We start from the raw sequence: 24340 nt of genomic DNA, 5'->3' as shown, positions 1-24340 counted from the left end.
GGTGCGAGTCAACCCGCATGGCAGGCTGTCCGCACGCGCTGCGCGACAGCGGGGGCGGTAGCTCAGCCGGTCAGAGCACGGGACTCATAATCCCTCGGTCGTGGGTTCGAGCCCCACCCGCCCCACCACCCGCCGGGTGGGTGCCTCACTCACAGGGCTGGAAGAAGAAGGCCTCACCGTCGAGGACCGCGACGTGCACGGGGGTGTCCTGGCCCTGCGGGGCGCCGCCCGTGACGTCGGACTCGGTGAAGGTGACGGTCAGGGCGTAGACCCGCCCCGTCGGGACGAGGCCCGCGTACCGACCGTCGGGCAGTGCCCACCCGTCGTCCAGGGCCATCGACGCCACGTCGGGCTGGGCATCGAGGCGGAAGTCGTCGGTGATGCCGCTGTCGCGCAGGAAGACCTGGCACTCCTCCACCGAGTAGGCGTAGTCAGGGTGGTTGCCGGCGACCTGAGCAGCGGCGAGAGCGTCGACACCGGCCTCGGACGACGACGAGAGCCTCTCGTACAACGTCCGGGTCAGCTGCTGGTCGAGGACGAGGTCCTCCCCGGCCGAGGGTGCCGCCCCCGACGAGCTCGGGGCCGACGGGGCCCCCGGTGCGCCCGCCGACGACGCGACCGCCGGGGACGCCGAGCCCGGTGTCCCCGACGAGCAGGCGCCGAGCAGCAGGACCGCAGGCAGGAGCAGGACGGAACGGCGCATGACGATCCCCCGATGTCGTGTGGTGGCCGGACCGTAGCGTCTCGCGACCGCCGCCGCCGCCGGTGAGGACGGTGCCGCCTCGCGCGGTCCGCACGCACCCAGCGACCATGGAGGCTGTGTCCTTCACCCACGACGCCACCCTGCCCGCCGACCCGGCCACCGTCCTGGCCACGCTGACCGAGGAGTCCTTCGTCCGGGAGGCGCTCGCCGCCCTCGGCGCCGACGTCCGCGAGGTGACCGTGGAGGGCACCCGCACCACCGCGCGCTACAGCGTGCCCACCCAGGGCATCCCGCCGGCGTTCGCCAAGTTCGTCGGCGACCGGGTCGAGGTCCTCGACGTCCGCACCTGGACGGCGGAGGGCGACGGCGCCAGCGGCACCGTCGTCGTGACCACCAAGCTCTTCGGGCGGGACGTCCGGCTCGACGGGCACCGCCGTCTCGAGGCCGCCCCCGAGGGCACCCGGGTCAGCAGCAACGGGCACTCCTCGGTGGACGCCCCGATCGTGGGCCGCCAGGCCGAGAAGGGCGTCGACGAGCTCGCCGTCGTCGTGCTCTCCAGGGAGGCCGACGCACTCACCCGTCGCCTCGGCGGCTGAGCGGGCTCAGCCCAGCGCGACGATCCCGGCGGCGTGCCGCCGGGCCAGCTCCTGGTAGATCGCGGGGTTCCCGTCCACCCACTGCGCGGCGCCGGCCGTGAGCGGCCCGCGCACCCGGGCCGGCGCCCCGAGGGCGAGCACCTCGTCGGGAACGACCATCCCCGGGGGCACCAGCGACCCGGCGCCGACGAGGGCGCGGGCCCCGATCCGGGCGCCGTCCTGCACGGTCGTGCCGTTGCCGATCAGCGCCTCGGCGCCGACGACGCAGCCGTGCACCACGCACAGGTGGCCGACGGTCGCGCCGGGGCCGATCTCGGTGACCGGGTCCTCTCCCCCGTGCAGGACCGAGTTGTCCTGGATGTTGGCCCCCTCGCGGACGACGATCGCGCCGAAGTCCGCGCGCAACACCACGCCGTACCAGACCGAGGCGTGCGCCTCCACGGTCACGTCCCCCACCAGCGTCGCGGTCGGGGCGATCCAGGCGTCGGGGTGCACCTGCGGGTGCTTGCCCTCGAAGGAGAACATCGGCATGCCGCGCAGCCTCACACAGCTCGCGGACGCCGGTGACCCGGGGCACAGTCGGGGACATGACCGCACCGCAGGACCAGCCACAGCCCCGCGACATCGCCCTGGAGCAGGAGACCGAGGAGCAGGCCCAGGACCTCGAGGAGCAGAGCGACCCCGAGACCGACTGACCTCCCGACCTGCCCCGGCGCCCCGGCCCGCGTAGCTTCCTGCCGTGGAGTCGCGGGTGCTGGCAGGTCGCTACCAGCTGCGCGACGAGATCGGCCGGGGCGGGATGGGCGTCGTGTGGCTGGCGCACGACCAGCTGCTGGGCCGCGAGGTCGCGGTCAAGGAGATCACCTTCGGCAGCGACGTCTCCGAGGCCGAGCGGGCCGTCCTGCGCGAGCGCACGTTCCGCGAGGCCCGCGCCGCCGCCCGTCTGGACCACCCCGCCGTCACCACCGTGCACGACGTGGTGGAGGAGGACGGCAAGCCCTGGCTGGTGATGGAGCACGTCCGCTCCCGCACGCTGCTGCAGCTGGTCGAGGAGCACGGGCCGCTGCGGGTGGACCTGGTCGCCCGGATCGGCCTGGACCTGCTGGACGCCGTCGCCGCCGCCCACCGCGCGGGCATCGTGCACCGCGACGTCAAGCCGGCCAACGTGCTCGTCGACGACGCCGGCCGCGCGCACCTCACCGACTTCGGCATCGCCACCTCGACCGGGGACTCCACGCTCACCAGCACCGGCATGATCCTGGGCTCGCCGGCCTACATGTCCCCCGAGCGCGCCACCGGCCAGGACCCACAACCCCAGGACGACCTGTGGTCGGTGGCCGCCACGCTGTACACCGCCGCCGAGGGCCGGCCGCCCTTCGACCGCGGCGAGCCGATGGCGACCCTGCTCGCCGTCGTCACCGAGCACCCGGCGCCGATGGTGCGCTCGGGGGCGCTGCAGCCGGTGCTGGCCGCGATGCTGGCCCGCGACCCGCAGCAGCGCGCGACACCCGGTCAGGCCCGGACGGCGTTCACCGCCGCCCTGGCGGCCCCCGCTGCTCCCCCCGCGGAACAGCCGGCACCCGCACAGCAGTCGGCCCCTGCGCACGAGGCGGCCCCGCAGCAGGCAGCCCCGCAACAGGCCCGCGATCCCGGCGCACGACCGGCCCCGGAGCCCCGTCGCTCACCGGAGGCCGCCGCCGGCGTCCAGGTGCAGCGCTTCGACGCAGCCGACCTGCGCCGCCGCGCCCACGACGCCAAGGTCAAGCTCCGCGCACTGTCCGACCAGCTCACGGCGCCGACCCCGGGCCGGCCTGCTGCCCCCGCCAGGCCCCGGTTCCGGTTCAAGCGCCGGTGGGTCGTGGTCCCCACGCTGCTGCTCCTGCTGGCGGTGATCGCCCTGGTCGCCGGGGGCGTCTGGTTGGTCGCCGAGGGCGGGCAGCTGCTCGGCGGTTGACGCCACCGCCGCCCCGGGTAGGCCCGGACGCATGCGCACCGACGAATTGCTCGCCGCCGCCTTCGACAACATCGAGGGCGCGGTCGCCCGGGCCCTGGACGGCCTGACGGCCGACCAGCTGGCCACCGCCCCGCCGTCGGGCACGAACACGATCGCCTGGCTGGTCTGGCACCTCACCCGGGTGCAGGACGACCACGTCTCCGAGGTCGCCGGCAACGAGCAGGTCTACACCGCGCAGGGCTTCGCCCCCCGCTTCGGGCTCCCCTTCGACGACGCCGAGACCGGCTACGGCATGGACGCCGAGGACGTCGGGAAGGTGCGCGCGGACGCCGAACTGCTGCTGGCCTACCACTCCGCGGTGCACGAGGCCACGGCTGCGTACCTGGCCACGCTGTCCGACGACGACCTGGAGCGTGTCGTCGACGAGGACTGGGACCCGCCGGTGACCCTGGGCGTCCGGCTGGTCAGCGTGGTCACCGACGACCTGCAGCACGCCGGCCAGGCCGGCTACGTCCGTGGTCTGCTCTCCGTGTGACCGCACCGGAGGTCGACCTGGAGGACGACGACACCTACCGGGCGCACCGGGGCGAGTTCCGCACGCTCACGGTCCCGGACCGCGGCTACCTGGCCGTGGACGGACACGGGGACCCGAACACCGAGGTGTTCGCGGCCGCCGTGCAGGCGCTGTACCCGGTGGCCTACGCGCTCGAGTTCGCCAGCAAGGCCGCCGGGCGGGACTACGTCGTCCCGCCGCTGGAGGGTCTGTGGTGGGCCGAGGACATGGACACCTCCACCCGTCGCCGGGACAGGCAGCGCTGGGAGTGGACGCTGCTGCTGCTCGTCCCCGACTGGCTCGGGCCCGACGAGGTCGCCGCCGCGGTCGAGCGCACCCGGCCCCAGGCACCCGCCCGCCTGGACGACGTCCGGGTCGAGGTGCTGTCGGAAGGGCTGTGCGTGCAGACCCTGCACGTCGGCGCCTTCGACGACGAGGGGCCGGTGCTGCGCCGGCTGCACCACGAGGTGCTGCCCGGCGCCGGCCTCGTCGCGACCGGCCGGCACCACGAGGTCTACCTGAGCGACCCCCGCCGCACCGCCCCCGAGAAACAGCGCACCATCCTCCGCCAGCCCGTCAGCTGACCCCGGGAGCTCCGCGGAGCACCCGCTCGGTCAGGTCGGCCAGCAGCCGGGCGGGCTCGGCGAGGCAGACCGCGACGTCGGGCTCGACCTCGGTCAGACCGTGCGCCGCGGCGAAGCCCGCAGCGGCCAGCTCGCCGGGGGGCAACCGGACGACGCCGGCCAGACCGACGCAGGGCACCCCGGCCGCCGCGGCCCGACGGGCGACGACGGCCGGGCCCTTGCCGGTCAGCGTCTGCGCGTCCAGCGCCCCCTCGCCGGTGACCACCAGGTCGGCGCCGGCGATCGCCTCGTCCAGCCCGACCAGGTCGCAGACCAGGTCCGCGCCGGAGGTGATCTGCGCACCGAGCACCGCGAGGGCACCGGCCGCCGTCCCGCCCGCTCCCCCGGCGCCGGGCACCGCGTCCACCTCGATCCCGAGGTCGGTCCGGACGACGGCGGCGAACCGGGCCAGCGCGGCGTCCAGGGTCTCGACGTCGTCGGGGGTCGCGCCCTTCTGCGGCCCGAACACGTGGGCTGCACCGGCCGGGCCGGTCAGCGGGGCGTCGACGTCGGTCGCGATCAGCACCGGGACGCCGGCCAGCCGCGGGTCCAGTCCGATGACGTCCACCCGGTGGAGGCGGGCCAGCGCGGCACCGCCCGGGGGCAGCGGCGCCCCCTCGGCGTCGGTGAACCGGACGCCCAGCGCGGCGAGCATGCCGGTGCCGGCGTCGGTGGTGGCGCTGCCACCGATGCCGACGACCAGCCGCCGAGCGCCCGCGTCCAGGGCCACCAGCAGCAGCTCCCCCACCCCGCGGGTGGAGGAGGTCAGTGGTGCCGGTGCCGCCAGGTGCAGGCCTGCGGCGGTGGCCAGCTCGACCAGCGCGGTCTCCCCGTCCAGGGCCAGCACCGCCTCGACCGGGAGGCCGTCGGGGCCGGCGACCGTCGCGGCGACCGGCGTCCACCCGGCCCGCAGCGCGGCGGCCACCGTGCCGTCGCCGCCGTCGGCGATGGGCCTGGTGAGCACCTGGGCGTCCGGGTGCACCCGGCGCACCCCGGCCGCGACGGCGTCGGCGACGGCCTCGGCGTCCAGCGTGCCCTTGAACTTGTCCGGGGCGATGACGATGCGCACGACGAGCAGCATGCCGGACACCGGCCTAGCGTCCGAGGGCGTGAGCACCGACGCCGACGCCCTCGCCCCCGCCACCGACTTCTACGCCGTCGACGACCTGATCGACCCCGGTGACCTGGAGATCCGGGACCGGGTGCGCGCGTTCTGCGCGGCCGAGGTCACCCCGATCATCAACGACTACTGGGAGCGGGCCGAGTTCCCGGCGCACCTGGTGCCCAAGCTCGCCGACCTGGGCATCGCGGGCGGCACGGTCGAGGGCCACGGCTCCGCCGGCATGAGCGCCGTCGCCGCCGGGCTGGTGGCTGCCGAGTGGGCCCGCGCGGACGGCTCGATGGGCACCTTCCACGGCGTGCACAGCTTCCTGGCCATGCAGTCGATCGACCTGCTGGGCAGCGAGGAGCAGAAGGAGCGCTGGCTGCCGGGCATGGCCCGGATGCAGACCATCGGCGCCTTCGGCCTGACCGAGCCCGACCACGGCTCGGACGCCGTCGCCCTCGGGACGACGGCCACCCGGGACGGCGACGGCTTCGTGCTGAACGGGGCGAAGAAGTGGATCGGCAACGGGTCGATCGCCGACATCGTGCTGATCTGGGCCCGCGACGAGGACGGCAACGTCGGCGGGTACGTCGTCGAGAAGGGCACCCCGGGGTTCACCGCCACCGTGATGACCGGCAAGACGGCACTGCGAGCGGTGTGGCAGGCCGAGATCACGCTGGAGAACGTGCGCGTCGGCGCGGAGGACAAGCTGGCGAACTGCCACAGCTTCAAGGACGTCTCCCAGGTGCTCGACCGCACCCGGTACACCGTCGCCTGGCGAGCGCTGGGCGTCGCGCAGTCGGCCTACGAGCTGGCCCTGGCGCACACCCTGCAGCGCGAGCAGTTCGGCCAGCCGATCGCCGGCTACCAGCTGGTGCAGGAGAAGCTCGCCCGGATGCTGGCCGAGATCACGACCATGCAGCTGATGTGCTGGCGGCTGTCCACGCTGGCCGACGAGGGCCGGATGACCGCGGCGATGGCCTCGCTGGCCAAGATGAACTGCTGCAAGAAGGCCCGCACGATCATCGCCGATGCACGCGACCTGTTCGGCGGCGACGGGATCCTGCTCGAGCACCACATCGCCCGCCACCACGCCGACATCGAGGCGATCTACACCTTCGAGGGCACCGACCACGTGCAGGCGCTCATCGTCGGCCGCGAGGTCACCGGGCTGTCGGCGATCACCGGTCGGCGTCCCCGCAGGGAGTGACCTCCGCGGCCGGCGGTCAGCCCGTGCGGCTGAGCTGGCGGGTGGTGATCCGCCGGCACTCGGGGCAGGCACTGTCCCGGGCGCCCACCCGCTCCCAGCGCTGCGAGCCCCACACCTGCACGATCGCCCCGCACGCGGCGAGCTCGACCTCCCCGTCGAGCTCGCCCGCGGGGCGGTGCGCCTCGACGGCGTGCCAGGGGCTGCGGTTCTCGGCCGGTCGGCCCGGCGTCCAACGGTCTGGTCGGGAGAACCCGACTGCGTAGCTGTCCACGGTCCTGGTGTGCCCTGCGACACAGTCTGACTAACACCGATTCCGCGGCAGATCACGTCGCCTACCGTCGGTGGACGTGTCCGCCGCCGCCCCCGACGACCCGATCGTCACCGTCGTCGTCTCCCCCGACGACCCGCGCGCCCAGCCGCTGCTCACCGACCTGCTCGCCGAGTACGACGCCCGCTACGGCGACCTGTTCGGCAGCGCGGCGCAGGAGATGGAGCGCTACCCGACGGCCGAGTTCCTCCCACCGGCCGGGCTCTTCCTGCTCCTGCTCGAGGACGGCGAACCCGTCGCCGGCGGCGCCTACCGGGCCCACGAGGACCCCGGGACGGCGGAGGTCAAGCGGATGTGGACCCACCGCGACCACCGCCGCCGCGGCCTGGCCCGCCGGGTCCTCACCGAGCTGGAGCAGCAGGCCGCAGCCGCCGGGTACACCCGGATGACGCTGACGACGGGACCGCTGCAGCCCGAGGCCCGCGAGCTGTACCTGCGCGCGGGGTGGACGCCGCTGTTCGACCGGCTGCGGCCCACCGCCGTGGAGGAGCTCCGGGCGATGCCGGTGCTGGACCGGCTCTACGCGTTCGAGAAGTCCCTCTGAGCCCCCTGCCCGCGGCACGGCCACGCGGCCACCGGCCACCGCGCGGCGAGCCCGTGGTCGACCGTGCGCTGCGGCTGCTGGACGCCTTCGACGCCGACCACCGGTCGCTGACCCTGGGCGACCTCGCCCGCCGGTCGGGCATCCCCACCAGCTCCACGCTGCGGCTGGCCGGCCGGTTGACCGCGTGGGGCGCGCTGGAGCGCGGTGTCGACGGCCGGTTCTCCATCGGGCTGCGGCTGTGGGAGGTCGCCTCGCTGTCCCCCCGCGCCCAGGGCCTGCGGGCCGTGGCCATGCCGCACCTGGGCGACCTCGGCGAGGTCACCCGGCAGCACGTGCTGTTGGCCGTCCGGGACGGGGAGCAGGCCCTGCTCGTCGAGCGGGTGTCGGCCCACCACGCCCTGCCGGTGCTCTACGAGGTCGGTGGGCGGCTGCCGCTGCACTCCACCGGCGTCGGCCTGGTGCTGCTGGCGCACGCACCGGCCGACGTCCAGGAGGACGTGCTGGGGCGCCCGCTGGTGCACGAACCGGAGCAGGTGGCGGTGTCGGCGTCCGAGCTGCGCCGGACGCTGGCCGAGGTGCGGCGGACCGGGCTGCACGTGCTGCACCGCGGTGAGCCACAGCCACTGGTGAGCGTCGCGGCGCCCGTCTTCGGGGCCGAGGACCAGGTGGTGGCCGCCCTGTCGGTCGTCGTCCCCCGGGGGGACGCCGAGGGCCGGCTGCTCGGGCCCGCCGTGCGCACCGCGGCCCGGGCCGTCTCCCGGGGCCTGGGTGCGCGGCGGTCGATCGGCGTCGGCTGACCGCCGTGCCGGCCAATGGCAGCAGGCTGGGCTGACGGGGCGTCGTCCCCGATGCTCAGGGGTGTCGACGACGACCCGACCCGGGAGCAGCAGCCATGAGCTTCGAGTACCTGATCGACCCCAGCCACGGACCGCGCTGGCAGGGCGTGCTGCCGGGACGGCCCCAGCCCTACGTGCTGCGCCGCGGGGAGGGCGAGCACGCGGTGCTGTTCGGTGACCTGTTCACCGTGCTGCTGTCCGGGGACGAGACGGGCGGCCAGTTCGGCATCGTCACCAGCGAGTCCCCCGCCGGCGACGTCATCCCGACGCACTCCCACGAGTCCACCCACGAGACGTTCTCCGTCCTGGAGGGCGCCGTCCGGTTGTTCTTCGAGGACGCCGAGGGCGTCGCGCAGACCCAGCTGCTGCGCGCCGGCGACTTCGGGTTCGTGCCCGCCGGGTTCACCCACGCCTACCAGGTGGTCGAATCCGCCCGGATGATGGGCGTGCTGTCCGGCGGGTTCGAGCGGTTCTTCCAGCACATGGGCCAGGTCACCGACCACGCCACCACCGACCAGCCGCCGTTCGTCCCCGACCTGCCCCGCATGCAGGCCGCGGCGCAGCGGCACGCCATGCGCTTCCTGCCCGGGCACACCTGGCCCGACGCGGCGCCGCGGTCGTGACGGGCGCTCCCCCACCGGCGCACGCCGCCGCCCTGCCCCCGGCCCGGCTCGCCTCGGGCGGGGTGCGGGTGCTCGCCGGGGTGCCGTACGCGGACCTGCCCGGGGCGCGGCCCCTGGAGCTGGACCTCTGGCTCCCGGCCGACCCCGCGGGCCCGGCGCCGGTCGTCGTCTTCGTGCACGGCGGTGGGTGGCGGCTGGGCAGCCGGCACTCGGTCGGGCCCGCCTACGCCGGTGCCTCCCCCTCCCCCTTCGAGGTCGTCGCGGCCGCCGGCATCGCGGTCGCCTCGGTGGACCACCGGCTGTCCGGTGAGGCGGTGTGGCCGGCGCAGCTGCACGACGTGCGGGCCGCCGTCCGGTGGCTGCGGTCCCGGACCGACGAGCTCGGTCTGGACGCCGACCGGGTCGCCACCTGGGGCGAGTCCGCCGGCGGTCACCTGGCCTCGATGGTGGGTCTCGCCGGCCCCGACCTGGAGGGCGACGTGGGGGTCACCGGCCCCTCGAGCGCGGTGGGCGCGGTCGTCGCCTGGTACGGCCCCAGCGACGTGGCGACCGTGCCGGCCGACCCGACCGACCCGACCACCCGGGAGGCACAGCTGCTGGGCGCCCCGCCCGCCACGGTGCCCGCACTCGCCGCCCAGGCCAGCCCGCTGACGCACGTCACGCCGGCCGCGCCGCCGTTCCTGCTCCTGCACGGGGACGCCGACCGGCTGGTCCCGCACACCCAGAGCCTGGCCCTGGCACGGGCCCTGGAGGCAGCCGGCGCCCCGGTGGAACTGCACCTGCTGGCCGGCGCGGACCACATGTGGCTGGGCACCCCCGCCGCAGCCGACGAGGCACTCGCCCGGACCGTGGCGTTCCTGCGCGCCCACCTGCTGCCGGGCACCTGAGCGACCGGACAGCACCGAGCCCGGTCGGACGTCGTCCGGCCGGGCTCGGTGGGTGCTGGCTCCCCCGTCTGGACTCGAACCAGAAACCGTTCGATTAACAGTCGAATGCTCTGCCAATTGAGCTACGGGGGACCGCGTCGTGCGGCAGCCAGACTACCCCAGCCCACGGCCGGGCTCCCACGGGGTACCGGGCGTGTCGGGCCGGTAGCGTCGGCGGTTCCCACTCCCCCACACCCCGGAGGTCCTCGTGGCCAAGCTGTCCTTCCTCGCCGGCTTCAGTGCCGGCTACGTGCTGGGTGCCAAGGCCGGCCGCGGCCGGTACGACCAGATCCGGCGCGCCTACGACCACGCCAAGGACGACCCTCGGCTGCAGTCCGCGGCCGGCATGGTGCAGGCCTCGGCCGACGCCGCGATCAGCTCGGTGAAGACCCGGCTGGGCAGCGAGCCCGGGCGCCCCTGAGTCAGCGGCTGGCGTCGTCCGAGTCCAGGGCGGCGGCCAGCCGGTCCCGCGCCACCTGACGCGCGGCCGGGTCGTCCCGGTCGGCGTCGTCGTCGAAGACCACGCTCCACTCCCGGGCCTCCTGGCCCGGGACCCGCCGGGCCACCAGCACCACGCCACCGCCGGTGGGCAGCGGGTGCCGCTGGCTGGCGACCACCGTCTGGTCCACCCGCCGGCGCAGCACCGCGGGCAGCTCCCCCGCGTCGGTGAGCACGTGCCGGGTCACCGGCCCGCGGGCCTGGACGCCGGGCTCCACCTCGACCAGCGGGGTGACCGTGAAGGTCCCGCCGGTCTCCGCGGCCGCCCACCGGGCGTGCCCGACCAGGTGCCAGGGCAGCAGGTCCGGTGCACCGTCGTCCGGCCCGGCGGGGACGCCGCGCAGCCCCGCCGACGTGGCCGCCAGCCAGCCGCCACCGGCCCGCTCACCCCAGGCCAGCACGTCCTCCCCGCCCGCGGCGGCCGCCACCTGCTCCGGGGGGCGGCCGAAGCGCTGGGTGAGCCGGCGCAGCGGGTTCACCGGCCCAGGCCGCCCATCGCCCGCTCCCGCAGGGACCGGGCCTCCTGCTCCAGGGCCACGAGCTGGCCGAAGGTGCGGGTGTACTCGTCGGGGGACTCCACCGGGTTCATCCGCTGCAGCTTCCCCTTGACCGCGGCGACCCGGCGGACGGCGGCCATCTCCTGCAACCGCGCGACGACGGCCTGCACGTAACCGCTGTCGACCTCCTCACCCGGCGCCATCATCGGCTCCACGGCGAGTGCGGTGAGCAGCGCCTGCGCGCTCTCCCGGTCGCAGTGGGCCCGGACGACGTCCAGCCACGCCATGCCGGTGACCGTCGCAGCCGCAGCGCCACCGGCAGCCGCCACCGCCGCCGCGATCGCCGCGTAGTCCGGGTGCGTCCAGGCCGCCTCCGGGACGGCGTCGAACACCGGCCCGGCCAGCTCCGGGGACTGCAGCGCGGCCTTCACCGCCTCACGCTCGATGAAGAACGCGGCGTCGTCGGCCGAGCGGGAGGGCGCCTTCTGCCGCTTGGGGGCGCGGGTCGGCTGGTCCTCCCCGGTGATCGCCCGCACCTTGGCCAGCACCTCGGCCTCGTCGGTGTTGCCCAGCATCCCGGCCAGCTGCCGGGCGTAGGCCGGGCGCAACGCGTGGTCCTTGATGCCGGCGACCATCGGGGCGGCCTTCTCCAGCGCCTGCACCCGGCCCTCGACGGTGTCCAGGTCGTAGCCGGCCAGCGTCGTCTTCAGCACGAAGGCGATCAGCGGGACCCGGCGGGCGACCAGGTCGCGGACGGCGGCGTCGCCGTGGGCCTGGCGCAGCTCGCAGGGGTCCCGGCCCTCCTGCTCGACGGTGACGAAGGTCTGGCCGACGAAGCGCTGGTCCTCGGCGAAGGTCTTCATGGCGGCAGCCTGGCCGGCGGCGTCGCCGTCGAAGCAGTAGACGACCTCCCCGCGGAACTCGTCCTGGTCCATCAGCAGCCGACGCAGGACGTTGATGTGCTCGGCTCCGAACGCCGTCCCGCAGGAGGCGACGGCGGTGGTCACCCCGGCGATGTGGCAGGCCATCACGTCGGTGTAGCCCTCGACGACGACGGCCTGGTGCCGGCGGGCGATGTCCCGCTTGGCCCGGTCCACGCCGTAGAGCACGGTCGACTTCTTGTACAGCGGCGTCTCGGGGGTGTTGAGGTACTTGGGCCCGGGGTCGTCGTCGGCGAGCTTGCGGGCCCCGAACCCGATGACGTCGCCGGTGATGTCCCGGATGGGCCACAGCAGCCGGCGGTGGAACCGGTCGATGTAGCTGCCCCGACTGGACTGCTTGCTCAACCCGGCGAGCTCGAGCTCCTCCTGGCTGAACCCGGCCTGCCGCAGGTGCTTGGTGAGGGTGTCCCAGCCGGCCGGGGCGAACCCGCAGCCGAAGTCCAGCGCGACCTGCTTGTCGAAGCCGCGCTCGGCCAGGAAGGTGCGGGCGATCGCCGCATCGGGCGTCATCAGCTGGGCGGCGTAGAAGTCCGCGGCCGCGGTGTTGGCCGCGACCAGCCGGGCCCGCTGCCCGGCCGCTGCCCGGCTCGGGGCACCGGTGGGCCGACCACCGTCGTCCTCGTACTGCAGCTGCACCCCGGCCCGACCGGCCAGCAGCTCCACGGCCTCGGAGAAGGACAGGTGGTCGATCTTCTGCACGAAGGAGATGACGTCGCCGCCTTCCCCACAACCGAAACAGTTCCCGGTGAGGATGTTGTCCTCGAGGGTGAACGCGTGGGTCCCGGGGACCTCCGCGCAGTACACCTCCTCCACGCGGTCGGACCACTCCACCGACTGCACGACCCAGTTCTCCCGCTCGTACGCCTTCGTACTCGCCAGGTGCCGCTCACGGTGGTGGGCCAAGAGGAAGAACGAGACGGGCAACCCCTTGGTCATGAAACGGACGTTGAAGACGTCGCTCATGACGCCGTCGATGCCCATGCGGGTCTGCTTGGTGACGCCGAACGTGCCGATGCCCAGCCGGGTGCACAGCACCCGGACGTACTCGAGGTCCTCCTGACGCGCGGAGTTCAGGATGGCGTCGCCGTCCTCGGCGACGCATCCGTCTGCGGCGAAGTACCCGGCCAACCAGCCCAGCAGGTAGGACGCGTCTTCGTCCAGAGCCGGCCGCTCGTCCTTGAAGTAGGCCGGCATGCCGTAGTAACGCGTCCCGCGCTCTTCGGTCCACGAGCGGCAGCCGTCGAAGTACCGGGCCAGCTCGAGGTCCTTCTCGCCGTACAGGACGGCGATGGACCCGGCACCAGCCCGGGTGCCGTCGCCGTAGACGACCCCACGCCCGATGCCGAACGGCGAGGGTCGGGTCGCCGGGTTCAGCACCCGGCTCATCGGGAAGGAGTGCGACAGCCGGTCCCCCGGGCGCAGGTCCCGCGTCAGCTTCTCGCGGCGGTGCTGGCGCAAGGCACCGGACGGGACGAACCAGCGGTGCTCGTCGGTGGCGTGGAGCTCTTTGGTGCGGCCGTTGCGGGTCAGGGTGACCCGCATGAGGCGCTGCACCCCGTAAGCGCTGAAGGGTGCCTCGACCCACCCGCCCGAGCCGTTGAGGACGCGGATGGTCTTGCCGGCGAGCTCACGGATCGGGACGGTCCCGTTCTCGGTGAGCACACCGGTCTCACCGGCCAGGCAGTGGAAGAGGTTCCGCGTCGGGGTGACCTGGAAGGACGGGGACTTCTCGTCGTGGAAGGGGCACAGGCCCTTCAGCGACCCGCCACCGGCGCGCTTGAGCTGCAGGTGCTCACCGACGATCTCGTCGATCTTGCTGCGCTCGCGCACCGTGGCGATGTCGGCGGCGCGGATGCGGCCGCGGCGCTCGCCCACCATCAGCTGCTCCCCCCGGCGATGACGATCGCGCCGGTGGCGGCGGCCATCGTGGAGGTGTTGCGGCGGCTGATCACCACGAGGAGCCACAGCAGGAAGACCTGGTGGTCCAGCGGCACCTGAGGGTCGGCGGTCAGCGTCGGGCGAGGCGACCAGGTGCCCACGGTGCCGGACCCGGCGACCTGCCGCCCCCCGGCCAGCACCCGGTGGGTGCCCTTCCAGTACGAGTCGCTCTCGACGGTGACGACGGTCCCCTCGAGGTCGACCTCCCAGGTGCCCTTCCACATCGACGTCTGCCGGGCACGCACCCGGACGGCGTCGGCGGGCTCGGGCGTCCAACGGCCCACGAGCTCCTGCTTGCGCCGGTCGAAGGTCCACGACCGGTCACCGACCACGGCGGCCGCCTGCGTCCGCCAGTTCGACGTCTGCAGCGTGGCCACGACCCGCCCGTCGGCCAGCACCGGGACCACACCCCCGCCGGTCCCGTGCTCTCCGGCCTTGCCCAGTTCGAGCACCGCTCCCCCTCGTCCGGGCGGCCGACCTGCCCGCCCCGACACCATCATCCCGCTGCGGGGGAACGGCGTCACGGCGGTGTCCACCGCACTCAGGCAGCAGCCGCGGCAGCCTGGTTGCGCCGGGTGAACGTGTGCTCGAGCCACAGGAGGAAGACGGCGTGGTGCAGCGGGACGTCGTCGCGCAGGGTGAGGGTGGGCACCGGGTTCCAAAAGCCGATGCGGCCACTGCTGCCCAGCTGGCTCCCGTCGGCGAGGGTCCAGACCCGGTTGCGCGCCCCGCCCTGGACCTGCACGAGCAGACCCTCCAGGTCCACGTCGTGCCGCGAGGTCCAGAACGAGGTGCGCACGGCGCGCAACCGCGTCGTGCCCTCCGGCTCGGCGGACAGCCGGCCCCCGAGGTCACCGCTCTCCTTGCCGAAGACCCACTCGGAGCCCTCGACCAGGGCCCGCGCGCGCTCCCGCCAGTAGCCGGGCTGCAGGGTGGCGACCACGAGCCCGCCGGCGGCCTCCTTGTCGCCCTCCCCGCCGACGACGACGGCCCGCACCCCGGGTCCCTGACCCCGGTGGCCGGGGGCGGTCAACGTGTAGACGGTCATCCGATGCCCGGGGCGCCGGCGACGCTCTCGCCGGTCGCCCGGTAGAGCAGGTAGGCCGCTGTCTCCCGCACGATGTAGCGGAACTGGGTGGCCCGGGTCTGCACGGCGGGCCCCTGCCGGGTCGGCGAGCTGCTGGCGTCCATGCCGGAGTCCTCGGCCATCCGCTCGGCCCGCATCGCGTGCCACGGGTCGGTCACCAGCACCGCGGTGGACCAGCCGCGCTCGTCGAACGCGGCCGCGACGACCCGCATGCTCTCCAGGGTGTCCACGCCCTCCGGCACGACCAGCAGGCTGTCGGCGGGCATGCCGGCGTCGGCCAGGTAGTCGGCACCGGCCTCGGCCTCGCTGAACACGTCGCCGTCGGCCCGGCCCCCGACGGTCACCACGACCGGGGCGACGCCGTCCTCCCAAAGGGCCAGCGCGTGCTCCAGCCGGGCCTCGAAGATCGAGCTGGGGACGCCGTTGTACTGCGCGGTGCCCAGCACGACGATCGCGTCGGACTCGGGCTGGGCGTCCTGCCGCGCGGTCCACCAGATCGCGGTGGCCGTGGACACGGCCACCAGCGCGGCGGCGAGCACGGCGGCACCGAGCGCGCGTCCCACGAAGCCACCGACCATGGCGTCATGGGTACCAGACGCCCCTGTCAGGACCGGTGCCGCACCGGGCGCCGGCGGGTCAGCTGCCGGCGCAGACCTTGGGGCCGTCCTCGGCCACCAGGGTCAGCTCGGTCTCGGTGACCGCACCGTCGTCGTCCCAGCGGACCGGGACCAGCCGCGCGTCGACACCGTCGAGCTCGGTCTCGGTCGCCGTCCCGACGTCGGGGGTGCCCGCCTGCAGGTAGTCCCCGGCCACCTCGGCGGGCTGCAGGCGCTCCTGCTCGGCGTTGCACAACAGGCCCCACGCCGTCTCGTCGTCCCCGGCGACGAGCGCCCGGGTGAACACGTCGGCGACCTGCTCGACCTGCTCCTCCGGGCTGCCCTGCAGGGCGTTGAGGGAGAAGACCGCGACCAGCGCCACAGCCAGCGTGCCGCCGCCCAGGGCCAGCAGCAGGCCCTTGCGGGGCCGTCCCGCACCGGCGTGCAGCGGCTGCGGGTCGTCGTCGTAGAGGAAGGGGCCCTCGGTGCTCATCCGCCGCTCGTCTCCAGCTCGGCGCCCGCGGGGGGCCGCGGGTCGTCCCGGTCGTCCAGCCAGCCCTCGGGCAGCGCGACCGGGCGGGGCGGCGTCGTCCGGCCGCGGGGGGCGCCGAGGACGGCGAGCGGGTAGGGCTGGTCCTCCACGCCCGCCAGCAGCTCGGCGAGCTCGTCGAGCGAGCTGACCATGGCCAGTGCCCGGCGGGTGTCCGAGCCGACCGAGAAGCCCTTCGTGTACCAGGCGACGTGCTTGCGGAAGTCCGAGCAGCCGTGGGTCTCGCCGTGCTCGGCGGCCAGCAGGGTGGCGTGCCGGTGCATGACGGCGGCCACCTCCCGGAAGGTCGGCAGCGCGCGCTGCGTCGACCCGGCGAAGGCGGCGGCCAGGTCGCCGAACAGCCAGGGCCGCCCCAGGCAGCCACGCCCGACGACGACACCCGCGCAGCCGGTCTCGGCCACCATCCGCAGCGCGTCGTCGGCCTCCCAGACGTCGCCGTTGCCCAGCACCGGGATGTCCACGGCCTCGACCAGGCGGGCGATGTGCGTCCAGTCGGCGGTGCCGCTGTAGAGCTGGTCGGCGGTGCGACCGTGCAGCGTGATCGCGGCCGCCCCGGCGTCCTGGGCGATCGCGCCGGCCTCGAGGTAGGTGTGGTGCTGCGGGTCGATGCCCACGCGCGTCTTCACCGTCACCGGCACGTCGCCGGCGGCACGCACGGCCGCCGAGACGACGTCGCCGAACAGCCGTCGGCGCCAGGGCAGTGCCGCTCCCCCGCCCTTGCGGGTCACCTTGGGCACCGGGCAACCGAAGTTCAGGTCGATGTGCGCGGGCCGGGTGCCGGCCACGCACTCGTCGACCAGCAGCTCCACCGCCCGGCCCACGGTCGCCGGGTCCACGCCGTAGAGCTGCACCGAGAACGCGTCGTGCTCCTCGGTGGTGGCGCGCACCATCCGCAGCGTCTTCTCGTTGCGCTCGACCAGCGCGCGGGTGGTGATCATCTCGCAGACGTAGAGCCCGGCCCCGAACTCGCGGCACAGCGTGCGGAAGGCCGGGCCGGTGATCCCGGCCATCGGGGCGAGCACGACGGCGGGGTCCACGGTCAGCGCGCCCAGCCGCAGCGGCGCGAGGGCGCCTGCGGGGCGGGCATCGAGGACGGCGGTCACCGCTCCAGGGTAGGCGGGCCGCTCCGACCCGCCGCCGGCCGTCGTCCACCCGCCCCGGACTCCCGCCGTCCAGGGACGCTGTGCCGCTGCAGGGCGACTGCGTCCCTGGAGGACCGGAGTCTGCCCTCACCCGACGTGGCGCAGGAGCAGATCGAGCAGCGCCTCCTCGTGCCAGCTGCGGTCGAGCACGTCGGACCAGGCACCGGCCGAGCAGTCGAGCACCCGGCCGGCCAGGTCGCGCTCGGTGAGCCCGGAGACGGCGCGGCGCTCCTCGAACGAGCCCGACGCGACCAGCACCCGGTCGTCCTCACGCGGTCCTGCCGTCGACCCATCCGGTCACCCTGGAGGGACCCGGTCACCGGGTGCGGTGACCGGGTCCCTGCCAGGTGACCGGCTGGGCGTGGGTCAGCAGCCGGGCAGGCGCTGGGCCAGGTAGCCGACGACCTGGTCCAGGGCGACGCGCTCCTGGGTCATGGTGTCGCGCTCGCGCACGGTCACCGCGTCGTCCTCGAGGGTGTCGAAGTCGACGGTCAGGCAGAACGGCGTGCCGATCTCGTCCTGCCGGCGGTACCGGCGGCCGATGGCGCCGGCGTCGTCGAACTCGACGTTCCAGTTCTTGCGCAGGGCCGCGGCGAGGTCGCGGGCCTTGGGCGAGAGGTCGGCGTTGCGCGACAGCGGCAGGACGGCGGCCTTGACCGGCGCGAGGCGGGGGTCCAGCGCCAGCAGCGTGCGGGTGTCGACGCCGCCCTTGGCGTTGGGGGCCTCGTCCTCGCGGTAGGCCTCGACCAGGAAGGCCATCAGCGAGCGGGTGAGGCCGGCTGCGGGCTCGATGACGTAGGGCGTCCAGCGCTCGTTCGTCGTCTGGTCGAAGTAGGACAGGTCGGTGCCCGAGTGCTCCGAGTGGGTCTTCAGGTCGAAGTCGGTGCGGTTGGCGATGCCCTCGAGCTCGCCCCACTCCGAGCCCTGGAAGCCGAAGCGGTACTCGATGTCCACGGTGCGCTTGGAGTAGTGCGAGAGCTTCTCGGCCGGGTGCTCGAAGTGCCGCAGGTTGTCCGGGTCGATGCCGAGGTCGGTGTACCAGGCGGTGCGCTGCTCCAGCCAGTACTCGTGCCACTGCTCGTCCTCGCCGGGCTTGACGAAGAACTCCATCTCCATCTGCTCGAACTCCCGGGTGCGGAAGATGAAGTTCCCGGGGGTGATCTCGTTGCGGAAGCTCTTGCCGATCTGGCCGATGCCGAAGGGCGGCTTCTTGCGCGCGGCGCCCATCACGTTGGCGAAGTTCACGAAGATGCCCTGGGCGGTCTCCGGGCGCAGGTAGTGCAGCCCCGACTCGTCCTCGACCGGGCCGAGGTAGGTCTTCAGCATCATGTTGAAGTCGCGCGGTTCGGTCCACGAGCCGGTGACGCCGCAGTTCGGGCAGGTGATGTCGGCCAGGCCGTTCTCCGGGGCGCGGCCCTTCTTCTCCTCGAAGGCCTCCTCGAGGTGGTCGGCGCGGAACCGCTTGTGGCAGTTCTGGCACTCGGTCAGCGGGTCGGTGAAGACCCCGACGTGGCCCGAGGCGACCCAGGTCTGGCGCGGCAGGATGACCGAGGAGTCCAGGCCGACGACGTCGTCCCGGCTCTGCACGACCGTGCGCCACCACTGCTTCTTGATGTTCTCCTTGAGCTCGGTGCCCAGCGGGCCGTAGTCCCAGGCGGAGCGGGTGCCGCCGTAGATCTCACCCGAGGGGAAGACGAAGCCGCGGCGCTTGCAGAGGTTGACCACCTTGTCCAGGCGGGCGGGGTCGGCCTTGCGGGGGGCGTCGGTCTGGGGGGTGTTCTCGGTGGCCACGGGAGGGCTCCATCCGGCTGGCGGTCGGCGGGGGACCCGACGACGGTAGTCGCCCGCGGCTCTCACTCCCCCGTCAGGTAGGCACCGGGTTCGTCGACGGCGTGCAGCCACACCGGGGCGCCGGCCACCTTGACCTCGGCTGCGGACAGCGCCCGGCGGTAGGCCCCGACGCCCTCCCAGGTGGTCACCAGCGCGTAGAGACCGTCCTCGTCGGCCGCCCGGCCGAAGGCGCCGTCCCGGAACCCCGGTCGCGCGCGCAGCACCGCCAGCAGGGCGTCGGCGTCGGCGACCAGCCCGGCCGCGTCGTCCTCGGACACCCGGAACCTCGTCACCGCGAACACGGCCACCTCCTGTTGACAATGGTTCTCACATGCAGGGATCATGGTGTCATGTCGGTCGCCCCCCTCCCCGCCACCCGGCACACCACCGCCGACGTCGCCGCGGCCAGCGAGCTGCTGTCGGCACTGGCCTCCCCGCTGCGGCTGTCCATCGTGGCGCTGCTCGACGAGCACGGCAGCCGCTGCGTGCACGAGCTCGTCGACGCCCTCGGCGTCCCCCAGCCGCTGGTCTCCCAGCACCTGCGGGTGCTGCGCGGGGCCCGCCTCGTGGTGGGCGACCGCCGGCACCGAGAGGTCCACTACCGGCTGGTCGACAACCACGTCGGGCACATCGTCCGCGACGCCATCGAGCACGCCGCACACGACGACGCCCCCGCCGCGGACACCGTGGGCGAGACCGCGCACGACCAGGACCACACCCACGCAACCGCACCGGCCGGCCCGCGCCGTGCCACCATCGGCTGATGGTCCGCACCACGCGCCAGCGCACCGCCGTCGCGGCGGTCTTCGACGACCTCGAGGGCTTCCACAGCGCCCAGGAGGTGCACGCCAAGCTCCGCGCCGACGGGGACTCCGTGGGCCTGTCCACCGTGTACCGCGCCGTGCAGGCCCTGGCCGACGACGGCGAGCTGGACTCCATCCGCACCGACTCCGGCGAGGCCCTCTACCGCCGCTGCAGCACCCAGCACCACCACCACCTGGTGTGCCGCGGGTGCGGGCGGACCGTCGAGGTCGCCGGGCCCGCCGTGGAGAACTGGGCCGACCGGGTCGCCGCCGAGCACGGCTTCGCCGACGTCAGCCACACGCTGGAGATCTTCGGCACCTGCGCCGCCTGCCGCGCAGCAGGGTGATCACCGCCGCCCGCCACCCCTAGACTCCCTGCCAGTCGGGCCCCTCCGGCGCGGGAGGGCGGGTCGTGGAGCCAGGCCGGCAGTTCGGTCCCTACCTGATCGAGGGGCTCATCGGCCGCGGCGGGATGGGCGAGGTCTACCGCGCCCAGGACACCGAGCACCAGCGCGTCGTCGCCCTCAAGGTGCTGCCCGAGCACCTGGCCGCCGACCCCGACTACCGCGAGCGGTTCCGCCGCGAGGCGCACGCCGCCGCGCGCCTCGCCGAACCCCACGTCGTCCCGATCCACCGCTACGGCGAGCTGGAGGGCCGGCTCTTCCTGGACATGCGCCTGGTCCGCGGCGCGGACCTCGCCACCGTCCTGGAGCGGGAACGCACCAGCCCCGAGCGGGCGGTCTCCCTGGTCAGCCAGGTCGCCGCCGCCCTGGACGCCGCCCACGACGAGGGCCTGGTGCACCGCGACGTCAAGCCCTCCAACGTGCTGCTCACCGGCACCGGGGACGACGAGTTCGCCTACCTCGTCGACTTCGGCATCGCCCGGTCCACCGCCGACGCGCAGGCCACCGCCCTCACCCAGACCGGCGCCGCGCTGGGCTCCTTCGACTACATGGCCCCCGAGCGCTTCCTGGACGCCCCGGTCGACGCCCGGGCCGACGTCTACGCGTTGGCGTGCGTGTTGCACGAGTGCCTGACCGGCCGGCGTCCCTTCACCGGCACCGGGCTGCCGGCGCTGATGTGGGCACACCTCAACGCCCTCGCCCCGGCGCCGTCGACCCTCGACCCGCGGGTGCCGCCCGCACTGGACGCCGTCGTCGCCCGCGGACTGGCCAAGGACCCCGCCCAGCGGTTCGCCCGGGCCGGTGAGCTGGCCGCAGCGGCCCGGGCGGCGCTGCGGTCCGCCGGCATCCGGCCGGTCCCCAGCGGACCCGGCTGGCCGACCGCGCCGCCGCCGACCGCCGTCCCGCCCGCCCGGGGCACGAGCCCGGCGCTGGTGGTGGCCCTGGTGGTGACCGTCGTCGTCGCGCTGCTGGTCGTCGGTGCGGTCGTGCTGACCCGGGGTGGTGGGTCCGGCAGCAGCGCCGACCCCACCCCGACCCCCACCGTCGCCACCACGTCCACCACGGACGCGCCGTCCACGACGTTGGCGGAGCAGACCGGCAACACCCCGGCCGGGTCCGACGCCGAGGCCGAGCTGCGGGCCGCCCTGCCGGCCGACTTCGACGCCGACTCCTGCACCACCCGCGACCTGCCCGACGACGGCGCGATCGCGGCACTGGACTGTGGCGCCACCGTCTCCGGGGAGGGCCCGGCGTACGCAGCGTTCTACCTCTACCCCGACGAGGGCACCCTCTCCGACGTGTTCGCCGCCGACGTCGGCGGCCTCGGCCTGGACCCGCTGCCCTCCGGCTCGCCCTGCCCCGGGGACGACGGCGCGTACGGCCACCGCGACTGGACCCAGGACGGGGTCCGGGCCGGCGAGGTCGCCTGCACGATCGGGCCCACGGGCGACGCCACGCTGGTCTGGACCCAGCTCGACGCCCGGGCCGAGGGGTTCGCCCAGCTGCCCGACGGCACCGACGACGACCTCGACGCACTGTGGGAGTGGTGGAACGACCCGGCGCTCAGCGACTTCACGGTCTGAGCCGGGGTCCCGGCACGCACCGGTACCGCACCTAGACTCCCCCGGAGCGCCCGGGCACCCGTCCGGTGCGGGGAGGCGGTCGTGGAGTCAGGTCAGTTCGGTGCCTACCGCATCGAGGGGCTGATCGGCCGCGGCGGGATGGGCGAGGTCTACCGCGCCTACGACACCGAGCACCGCCGCACGGTCGCGCTGAAGGTGCTGTCGGCCGGTCTGGCCGGGGATGCCGCGTACCGCGAGCGGTTCCGCCGCGAGGCGCACGCCGCCGCCCGGCTGTCCGAGCCGCACGTCGTGCCGATCCACCGCTACGGCGAGGTCGAGGGCCGGCTGTTCCTGGACATGCGGCTGGTCACCGGGTCCGACCTGGGCGACCTGCTGCACGCCCAGGGCGCGCTGGACCCGGCCCGTTCGGTGTCCATCACCGGCCAGGTGGCGCGCGCGCTGGACGCCGCGCACGCCGAGGGCCTGGTGCACCGGGACGTCAAGCCCTCCAACGTGCTGGTCACCGGGGAGCCCGGCGACGAGTTCGTCTACCTGGTCGACTTCGGCATCGCGTGGTCCTCGGCCAGCACCGAGGGCCCCTCGCTGACCCAGACGGGCTCGGCGCTGGGCTCCTTCGACTACATGGCGCCCGAGCGGTTCACCGAGGCCCCGGTGGACGCCCGCACCGACGTGTACGCGCTGGCCTGCGTGCTCTTCGAGTGCCTCACCGGCCGCCGTCCCTTCACCGGGGAGGGGCTGGCGAAGATGATGTACGCCCACCTCAACACCCCGGCACCACGGGTGTCCTCGGTCCGCGGCGGCCTGCCCCCGGCGCTGGACGACGTGGTGGCCCGCGGACTGGCCAAGTCCCCGGCCGACCGGTGGCCCAGCGCCGGCGCGATGGCGACCGCCGCCCGCGCGGCGCTGACCTCGGGCGGGGTCACCCCCCAGCACGAGTCCGCCGTCGCGCCGGGCCCACCCCCGCCGCGGCCCCAGTCCGTGGGCTTCTCCGACCCCGGCCCGCCCGGGGTGTGGGGCGGCCCCGCCCGGCCGGGGACGCCGCTGCCCGACGCCGGCCGGTGGGGCTCGCCGCCGACCGGACCGTCGGCACCGGTGCCCACCTCGCCCGCCACCCCACGCTGGGTGCCCTGGGTGCTGGCCGGGTCCGTGCTCGTGGCCCTCGTCGTCGTCGGCGTCGCGTTCCTGGTCGACCGCGGCTCCTCCGGCGGCACCGCCGCACCCACCTCGACCGCGGCGCCGACGACCTCGGCGGCCGAGGCGGGCCTGCGGGCGGTGCTGCCGGCCGGCGTCGCGGAGTGCAGCTCCGCCGAGCTCACCGACAGCGACCAGACGGCGGCGTTGACCTGCGGCCCCTCACCGGTGCAGCCGGGCCCGCAGACCGTGGAGGTCCGCAGCTACACCGACGGTGCGGCCGCCGACGACCAGTTCCTGCTGGAGGTCGACCGGCGCGACCTGCCGCCGCTGTCCAGCGACGAGAGCTGCCCGGACGAGACCGGCTACGCCTACTGGTCCAGCGACGGTCAGGTCGCCGGCCGGGTGGGCTGCGCCGTGGCCGGGGGCCGCGACGCGGTGCTCTTCTGGACCTCCAGCGACAACGCCACGCTGACCGTCCTCACCGTGCCCGGCGGCGGGCAGGACGGCCTCGACGACCTCACCGACTGGTGGGAGGACGAGGCCAACAGCCGCTTCGGCTGACCCTCAGGCCGAACCGAAGCGGCGCTGCCGGGAGGCGTACTCCTCGACCGCGGCCCACAGGTGCCGGCGGTCGAAGTCCGGCCACAGGGTGTCCTGGAAGACCAGCTCGGCGTAGGCGGACTGCCACAGCAGGAAGTTGCTGGTGCGGTTCTCCCCCGAGCTGCGCAGGAAGAGGTCCACGTCGGGCATGTCCGGCTCGTCCAGGTACCTGGCCACCGTCTTCTCGGTGACCTTGTCCGGGTTCAGCCGGCCGGCCGCGACCTCGCGGGCGATGGCGGCCGCGGCGTCGGCGATCTCGGCCCGCCCCCCGTAGTTGACGCACATGGTGAGGGTGAGGACGTCGTTGTCCTTCGTCAGCTCCTCGGCGACCTGCAGCTCGTCGATGACGCTGCGCCACAGCCGGGGACGGCGACCGGCCCAGCGGACCCGCACCCCGAGCTCGTGCATCTCGTCGCGGCGGCGGCGGATGACGTCGCGGTTGAAGCCCATCAGGAAGCGCACCTCCTCGGGGCTGCGCTTCCAGTTCTCCGTGGAGAAGGCGTAGGCACTGATCGCCTTGACGCCGATCTCGATGGCGCCCTCGACGCAGTCGAAGAGGCTGGACTCCCCCGCCTCGTGGCCCTTGGTCCGGGGCAGTCCGCGCTGCTTGGCCCACCGGCCGTTGCCGTCCATGACGACGGCGACGTGGTGCGGCACCTTGTCGGCCGGCACGTCCGGCGGCCGGGCACCGGAGGGGTGCGGGTTCGGTGCCCTGACCTCGCGCTTCACTGCGACT

Annotated in this window: 29 protein-coding genes and 2 tRNA genes; 15 read left to right on the top strand and 16 right to left on the bottom strand. The window is 74.5% G+C overall.

What is annotated here, in order from left to right; genetic code table 11:
- Window positions 1–51: 51 nt before the first annotated feature.
- Window positions 52–128 (top strand) — tRNA-Ile (locus AC0IVP_RS09895).
- A gap of 17 nt (window positions 129–145) precedes the next feature.
- On the opposite strand, the gene AC0IVP_RS09890 is transcribed toward AC0IVP_RS09895, so the two are convergent.
- Window positions 146–703: a hypothetical protein gene (locus tag AC0IVP_RS09890; protein ID WP_471756304.1), complete on the bottom strand. Its 558-nt coding sequence runs from the start codon at window positions 701–703 to the stop codon at window positions 146–148.
- Window positions 704–819: 116 nt separating this feature from the next.
- On the opposite strand from AC0IVP_RS09890, the gene AC0IVP_RS09885 reads away from it, so the two are divergent.
- Window positions 820–1299 carry a DUF2505 domain-containing protein gene (locus AC0IVP_RS09885; protein ID WP_056297633.1) on the top strand — a complete coding sequence of 160 codons (480 nt, stop codon included), beginning with the start codon at window positions 820–822 and terminating at the stop codon, window positions 1297–1299.
- Between the two features lie 6 nt (window positions 1300–1305).
- Here the strand turns inward: AC0IVP_RS09885 and AC0IVP_RS09880 are convergent, their stop codons facing one another.
- Window positions 1306–1830: a gamma carbonic anhydrase family protein gene (locus AC0IVP_RS09880; protein WP_471756302.1), complete on the bottom strand. Its 525-nt coding sequence runs from the start codon at window positions 1828–1830 to the stop codon at window positions 1306–1308.
- A gap of 208 nt (window positions 1831–2038) precedes the next feature.
- Between AC0IVP_RS09880 and AC0IVP_RS09875 the strand changes: the two genes are divergently transcribed.
- The 3 genes from AC0IVP_RS09875 to AC0IVP_RS09865 are packed head-to-tail and all read left to right on the top strand — an operon-like array spanning window position 2039 to window position 4390.
- Window positions 2039–3253 carry a serine/threonine-protein kinase gene (locus tag AC0IVP_RS09875; protein ID WP_471756300.1) on the top strand — a complete coding sequence of 405 codons (1215 nt, stop codon included), beginning with the start codon at window positions 2039–2041 and terminating at the stop codon, window positions 3251–3253.
- Window positions 3254–3284: 31 nt separating this feature from the next.
- Entirely contained in the window at window positions 3285–3788 is a 504-nt protein-coding gene (locus tag AC0IVP_RS09870) for a mycothiol transferase (RefSeq protein WP_471756298.1), read from the top strand.
- Window positions 3785–4390, top strand: a complete 606-nt coding sequence (locus AC0IVP_RS09865; protein ID WP_471756296.1) for a GyrI-like domain-containing protein — start codon at window positions 3785–3787, stop codon at window positions 4388–4390. The genes AC0IVP_RS09870 and AC0IVP_RS09865 overlap by 4 nt, the downstream gene beginning before the upstream one ends.
- Here AC0IVP_RS09865 and AC0IVP_RS09860 read toward each other — a convergent pair.
- On the bottom strand, window positions 4383–5510 hold the full coding sequence (locus AC0IVP_RS09860; protein ID WP_471756320.1) for a glycerate kinase: 1128 nt from the start codon (window positions 5508–5510) through the stop codon (window positions 4383–4385). The genes AC0IVP_RS09865 and AC0IVP_RS09860 overlap by 8 nt on opposite strands.
- A 28-nt stretch (window positions 5511–5538) precedes the next feature.
- On the opposite strand from AC0IVP_RS09860, the gene AC0IVP_RS09855 reads away from it, so the two are divergent.
- The gene (locus AC0IVP_RS09855; RefSeq protein ID WP_471756294.1) at window positions 5539–6744 is read left to right on the top strand and encodes an acyl-CoA dehydrogenase family protein; all 1206 of its coding nucleotides are present in this window, start codon (window positions 5539–5541) and stop codon (window positions 6742–6744) included.
- Between the two features lie 16 nt (window positions 6745–6760).
- Here the strand turns inward: AC0IVP_RS09855 and AC0IVP_RS09850 are convergent, their stop codons facing one another.
- On the bottom strand, window positions 6761–7015 hold the full coding sequence (locus AC0IVP_RS09850) for a hypothetical protein (RefSeq protein ID WP_471756292.1): 255 nt from the start codon (window positions 7013–7015) through the stop codon (window positions 6761–6763).
- Window positions 7016–7091: 76 nt separating this feature from the next.
- Between AC0IVP_RS09850 and AC0IVP_RS09845 the strand changes: the two genes are divergently transcribed.
- The 4 genes from AC0IVP_RS09845 (at window position 7092) to AC0IVP_RS09830 (ending at window position 9962) form a co-directional block, all read left to right on the top strand.
- Window positions 7092–7616 carry a GNAT family N-acetyltransferase gene (locus tag AC0IVP_RS09845; protein WP_471756290.1) on the top strand — a complete coding sequence of 175 codons (525 nt, stop codon included), beginning with the start codon at window positions 7092–7094 and terminating at the stop codon, window positions 7614–7616.
- 53 nt (window positions 7617–7669) lie between these two features.
- Window positions 7670–8413, top strand: coding sequence for an IclR family transcriptional regulator (locus AC0IVP_RS09840; RefSeq protein WP_471756288.1), 744 nt, complete (start codon window positions 7670–7672; stop codon window positions 8411–8413).
- A gap of 95 nt (window positions 8414–8508) precedes the next feature.
- Complete coding sequence (locus AC0IVP_RS09835; protein WP_471756286.1) at window positions 8509–9075, top strand: quercetin 2,3-dioxygenase; 567 nt, start codon at window positions 8509–8511, stop codon at window positions 9073–9075.
- Entirely contained in the window at window positions 9072–9962 is an 891-nt protein-coding gene (locus AC0IVP_RS09830; protein ID WP_471756284.1) for an alpha/beta hydrolase fold domain-containing protein, read from the top strand. Before AC0IVP_RS09835 ends, AC0IVP_RS09830 begins: the two co-directional genes overlap by 4 nt.
- Window positions 9963–10018: 56 nt before the next feature.
- Here AC0IVP_RS09830 and AC0IVP_RS09825 read toward each other — a convergent pair.
- Window positions 10019–10094 (bottom strand) — tRNA-Asn (locus tag AC0IVP_RS09825).
- 115 nt (window positions 10095–10209) lie between these two features.
- Between AC0IVP_RS09825 and AC0IVP_RS09820 the strand changes: the two genes are divergently transcribed.
- The gene (locus tag AC0IVP_RS09820) at window positions 10210–10422 is read left to right on the top strand and encodes a hypothetical protein (RefSeq protein ID WP_471756282.1); all 213 of its coding nucleotides are present in this window, start codon (window positions 10210–10212) and stop codon (window positions 10420–10422) included.
- 1 nt (window position 10423) lies between these two features.
- On the opposite strand, the gene AC0IVP_RS09815 is transcribed toward AC0IVP_RS09820, so the two are convergent.
- The 10 genes from AC0IVP_RS09815 to AC0IVP_RS09770 all read right to left on the bottom strand — a co-directional run bounded on the left by AC0IVP_RS09815 (window position 10424) and on the right by AC0IVP_RS09770 (window position 19382).
- A complete protein-coding gene (locus AC0IVP_RS09815; RefSeq protein ID WP_471756280.1) occupies window positions 10424–10978 on the bottom strand; it encodes a hypothetical protein in 555 nt (184 codons plus the stop codon).
- Complete coding sequence (gene dnaG / locus AC0IVP_RS09810) at window positions 10975–13815, bottom strand: DNA primase (protein WP_471756278.1); 2841 nt, start codon at window positions 13813–13815, stop codon at window positions 10975–10977. The genes AC0IVP_RS09815 and dnaG overlap by 4 nt, the downstream gene beginning before the upstream one ends.
- A complete protein-coding gene (locus AC0IVP_RS09805; RefSeq protein WP_471756276.1) occupies window positions 13815–14399 on the bottom strand; it encodes a hypothetical protein in 585 nt (194 codons plus the stop codon). Before AC0IVP_RS09805 ends, dnaG begins: the two co-directional genes overlap by 1 nt.
- 17 nt (window positions 14400–14416) lie before the next feature.
- On the bottom strand, window positions 14417–14908 hold the full coding sequence (locus tag AC0IVP_RS09800; RefSeq protein WP_471756274.1) for a hypothetical protein: 492 nt from the start codon (window positions 14906–14908) through the stop codon (window positions 14417–14419).
- An 11-nt stretch (window positions 14909–14919) separates the two neighbouring features.
- Window positions 14920–15525, bottom strand: coding sequence for a YdcF family protein (locus tag AC0IVP_RS09795; RefSeq protein WP_471756272.1), 606 nt, complete (start codon window positions 15523–15525; stop codon window positions 14920–14922).
- A gap of 73 nt (window positions 15526–15598) precedes the next feature.
- Window positions 15599–16051: an Rv0361 family membrane protein gene (locus AC0IVP_RS09790; protein ID WP_056297585.1), complete on the bottom strand. Its 453-nt coding sequence runs from the start codon at window positions 16049–16051 to the stop codon at window positions 15599–15601.
- Window positions 16048–17211: a tRNA dihydrouridine synthase DusB gene (gene dusB / locus AC0IVP_RS09785; protein WP_471756270.1), complete on the bottom strand. Its 1164-nt coding sequence runs from the start codon at window positions 17209–17211 to the stop codon at window positions 16048–16050. Before dusB ends, AC0IVP_RS09790 begins: the two co-directional genes overlap by 4 nt.
- A gap of 126 nt (window positions 17212–17337) precedes the next feature.
- Window positions 17338–17508, bottom strand: a complete 171-nt coding sequence (locus AC0IVP_RS09780) for a hypothetical protein (protein WP_471756268.1) — start codon at window positions 17506–17508, stop codon at window positions 17338–17340.
- 108 nt (window positions 17509–17616) lie between these two features.
- On the bottom strand, window positions 17617–19041 hold the full coding sequence (locus tag AC0IVP_RS09775; protein WP_471756266.1) for a glycine--tRNA ligase: 1425 nt from the start codon (window positions 19039–19041) through the stop codon (window positions 17617–17619).
- 62 nt (window positions 19042–19103) lie between these two features.
- Window positions 19104–19382 (bottom strand): antibiotic biosynthesis monooxygenase family protein, encoded by a 279-nt coding sequence (locus tag AC0IVP_RS09770; protein ID WP_157519475.1) that lies wholly within the window; start codon window positions 19380–19382, stop codon window positions 19104–19106.
- A 48-nt stretch (window positions 19383–19430) separates the two neighbouring features.
- Between AC0IVP_RS09770 and AC0IVP_RS09765 the strand changes: the two genes are divergently transcribed.
- The 4 genes from AC0IVP_RS09765 (at window position 19431) to AC0IVP_RS09750 (ending at window position 23565) form a co-directional block, all read left to right on the top strand.
- A complete protein-coding gene (locus AC0IVP_RS09765) occupies window positions 19431–19844 on the top strand; it encodes an ArsR/SmtB family transcription factor (RefSeq protein WP_082557037.1) in 414 nt (137 codons plus the stop codon).
- Entirely contained in the window at window positions 19844–20230 is a 387-nt protein-coding gene (locus AC0IVP_RS09760) for a Fur family transcriptional regulator (protein ID WP_471756264.1), read from the top strand. Before AC0IVP_RS09765 ends, AC0IVP_RS09760 begins: the two co-directional genes overlap by 1 nt.
- A gap of 65 nt (window positions 20231–20295) precedes the next feature.
- Entirely contained in the window at window positions 20296–21870 is a 1575-nt protein-coding gene (locus AC0IVP_RS09755; RefSeq protein WP_471756262.1) for a serine/threonine-protein kinase, read from the top strand.
- Between the two features lie 81 nt (window positions 21871–21951).
- Window positions 21952–23565: a serine/threonine-protein kinase gene (locus AC0IVP_RS09750; RefSeq protein WP_471756260.1), complete on the top strand. Its 1614-nt coding sequence runs from the start codon at window positions 21952–21954 to the stop codon at window positions 23563–23565.
- Between the two features lie 3 nt (window positions 23566–23568).
- On the opposite strand, the gene AC0IVP_RS09745 is transcribed toward AC0IVP_RS09750, so the two are convergent.
- Window positions 23569–24333 (bottom strand): isoprenyl transferase, encoded by a 765-nt coding sequence (locus AC0IVP_RS09745; RefSeq protein WP_056297563.1) that lies wholly within the window; start codon window positions 24331–24333, stop codon window positions 23569–23571.
- Window positions 24334–24340 lie beyond the last annotated feature (7 nt).

This window comes from Klenkia sp. AC732 (assembly GCF_979256525.1).
Note: the sequence above shows the minus strand (reverse complement) of the source record. Positions and strands in the feature narration are given on the sequence as shown.